General features: G+C 58.9%; 1 protein-coding gene. It reads left to right on the forward strand.

Annotated elements, in window-relative coordinates; genetic code table 11:
- Nucleotides 1–1,395: 1,395 nt before the first annotated feature.
- Nucleotides 1,396–2,982 (forward strand): FAD-dependent oxidoreductase, encoded by a 1,587-nt coding sequence (locus EN893_RS25830; RefSeq protein ID WP_127270412.1) that lies wholly within the window; start codon nucleotides 1,396–1,398, stop codon nucleotides 2,980–2,982.
- The last annotated feature ends 211 nt before the right edge of the window (nucleotides 2,983–3,193 follow it).

Raw genomic sequence — 3,193 nt, forward strand, 5'->3', positions numbered from 1 at the left:
CAAAAAAGCCCGCCACCTTTCGGCAGCGGGCTCCTGGAGAGGCAGGCCATTTGGGGGACGGGTGCTGCCCCAACGAGTTTCCTTTTTGTCACGGCCCGATCTTTGTCAATAATGAAACGTTGCTTGGCTCGATGCGGACTGCGCCAAGGATGCTACAAGATTTTTGGATGCGGTGCGGACGAGAGATGGGGGCATCACTCGGACGCGACTGGCTCAGGCGGGCTACCGCATCCACTCCACCATCGCGTAATCTGAAAGTCCGCGCCCCAATGCCTCCACGGATGGAATGCTGATGGCATCCAACTTGCGCCATTCGGTTCCTGGCTATCAAAAAAGCCCGCCGCCTCTCGGCAGCGGGCAGTGTAGGTCCCTAGGATCACCCCGCGGTAACTAAAGTACACCCCGCCTCGCCAAAAGGGAAATGTTAGATTTCTCTAATGGATGATTCGGACCCTTGGGGCTCGCCGTGGCGTATCAAATACGGGAGCTTCTTGCGGGGCGGGTGATAGCCGAGTATCGCGCAGAAGCGCCGACCTCTTTCCGTGCAGCCGAAGGCGCAACTGGTCGACCTTTGACACTTCACCGGACGGGGGACTACTTCCTTGAGGTGACCGATGAGACCAGCGGGACAGTGTTCGCGTTTCAGTACGCCGACTTGCTCTACTGAGAGGGCTCGCCTCCGTTCGGCGCACTGTTGGGTGTTGCTGATTGAGCAGTGTGCACAGCGCCGTAATGATCTGCGGGGGGGAAGAACGGCTTGACAATCATCACGCTGTCTGGGACGCCTTCAGACCCCCAGGAAAACGCACCATCGCCGCTGATGTAGACCACAGGTAGGGTTGGGTTGGCTCGCCTGACGTGCCCGGCTACTTCCCACCCAGATTCTCGAGAGCCGAGACGGATGTCCGTAAGGAGGCCGGCGAACTTGTTTGGACCCTCATCAAACGCCTTTACGGCGGCTTCGGCACTCGGCACTCCTACGACGAGAAAGCCAGCGTCCTGCAAAGCAGATTCAAGGTCGAGCAGGAGCCTGTGGAATTCCAAACCCGTCGCCACCATCTCCCGTGAGGGTCTTCTGCGCCGCTTGCCTTGATGCAGTGTATGAATTCTTGGTGACCTAGTTGCTGGTCTCGGCAAAGAGCCGCTCCCGGTCCAGAAGGTCAATAACTTGTTCCGTTTTTCCTTACCCCAGAGCGTGGAGAGGCGCGCGCGGTTCCAGTCGCCTTCACCCTTGATGATCTCCTGAAGTGCCCCGCGGTCAATCACGATCTGCGACGGTCTACCCCTTGGTAGTCCCATTTCCGCGCAAGGGAGCAAACAATTTGGATTCGTCTGCGCATTTCGGATCAAAATGCAGTTCCGACCGTTAGACGCGCAGCCAGGTTGGAGGCAGCGATGAACGTCAGTGACGAAGCCACGAAATCTCTTTGGATGAAGGACACGGAGTTGCCCTCGGCCCCGCAACTGGAACAGGATGTGCTATGCGACGTGGCGGTGGTGGGGGCTGGCATGGCCGGCGTTTCTATTGCCTACGAACTTGCGCTGGCGGGACAGTCAGTGGTGCTGGTCGACAGGGGGCGGCTGCTCGGTGGGATGACTTGCCGCACGACCGCCCACTTGGCCCCGATCTGCGACGACGGCCTAAGCGAACTCGTCAAAATCCGCGGCGAGGATCTCGCTCGAGGTTTTCAAGAGAGCCAGCAAGCCGCTGTCGACCGGATCGAGGAACACGTCAGCGATCTTGAAATAGACTGCGACTTTCGTCGGCTCGACGGATTTCTTTTTCCCGCAGCCTGGATGGACGAAAAAGAAGCCACCAAGCAATGTGATGAAGAGTATGAAGCGGCCGGCAAGGTCGGCGCAGTCGCGGAACACGGCCGCGGCGTTCCGCTGAAAGGCCATGAAGCGGCGCCGGTGCTACGCTATCCCGATCAGGCCACGTTTCACCCACTGAAATATCTTCGTGCCCTGCTTGACGATTTCGGGGAGCGCGGAGGCAAGGCTTTTGCCGAAAGTGCCGTGACCGAGATCGAGGAGGGTGAACAGATCCGCCTTCGCGTGGAAGGGGGCGCAACCATCACCGCCGACAACGCCGTGTTTGCCACAAACTCGCCGGTCAATACGGTGGTGGCGATCCACAGCAAGATGGCGCCCTATCGGACCTATGCGATGGCATTCGAGCTGCCCAAAGCAACTCTTCCGGACGCGCTCTATTGGGATATGGACGATCCCTATTACTACGTTCGTCTCCAACCTGGGGAGGGTGACATCGACTATCTAATTGCGGGCGGTCGTGATCATAAATCTGGTGAAGCCGATGACGGCTCGGCGCGTTTCGATGCATTGGACGCCTGGATCCGGGCCCTTGTTCCGGAACTGGGCCAGGAAGCAGCGCGTTGGTCTGGCCAGGTTCTCGACACGATCGATTATTGCGGCTTCATCGGCCGTAATCCTGGCAGCAAGAACGTCTTTATCGCTACCGGGGATTCAGGACAAGGAATCACCCACGGAGCGTTGGCTGGCCTGCTCATCCGGGACCTTGTCGTCGGTGGATCCAGTGTGTGGGAGGAGGTTTATGCCCCCGATCGCAAGCCTCCCTTGGCATTGGTGAACTACGTTAGCGAGAACCTGACGGCGTTGAAGAATTTCGCGGAGTATCTGTTGCCCGGCGAGATCAAATCAGCCGCCGATCTGGAACCCGGTCAGGGCGGTATTCTCCGCGACGGTTTGAGCAAACTCGCCGTGTGCCGTGACCAAAACGGTGGAACGCACATGCATTCCGCCAGTTGCACGCATCTCGGCTGCATCGTCCATTGGAATTCGACCGAGCAGTGCTGGGACTGCCCCTGCCATGGCTCCCAGTTCGCGCCGGATGGAGCCGTTCTCAATGGTCCCGCTATCCGTCCTTTGTCGGCCCGGACCGGAACCGCCTCAGATTGGTCCAAGAGATCACACGCACAATCCCACAGCGGCGCAGACTGAAACTCCCGGTCCGGTCATGAACACCAACATTTCAACCGGGCGGGGCGCTTTTCCCACCTGGACACTCTTCATCGTTCAAAATATCTCGCTGAACACGAGGATCGCGAACGCGACGACGGTGTCGCGCTAGACCAATGCCATCGGCATGTAACGGATGATTACCCTGTCTTGCCGGAAACGGCGCTCCAGTTCGGAGCGGCGGGCGCACCAA

It is taken from the genome of Mesorhizobium sp. M7A.F.Ca.CA.004.04.2.1 (genome assembly GCF_004022825.1).
In the GTDB taxonomy this organism is placed as follows: Bacteria; Pseudomonadota; Alphaproteobacteria; order Rhizobiales; family Rhizobiaceae; genus Mesorhizobium.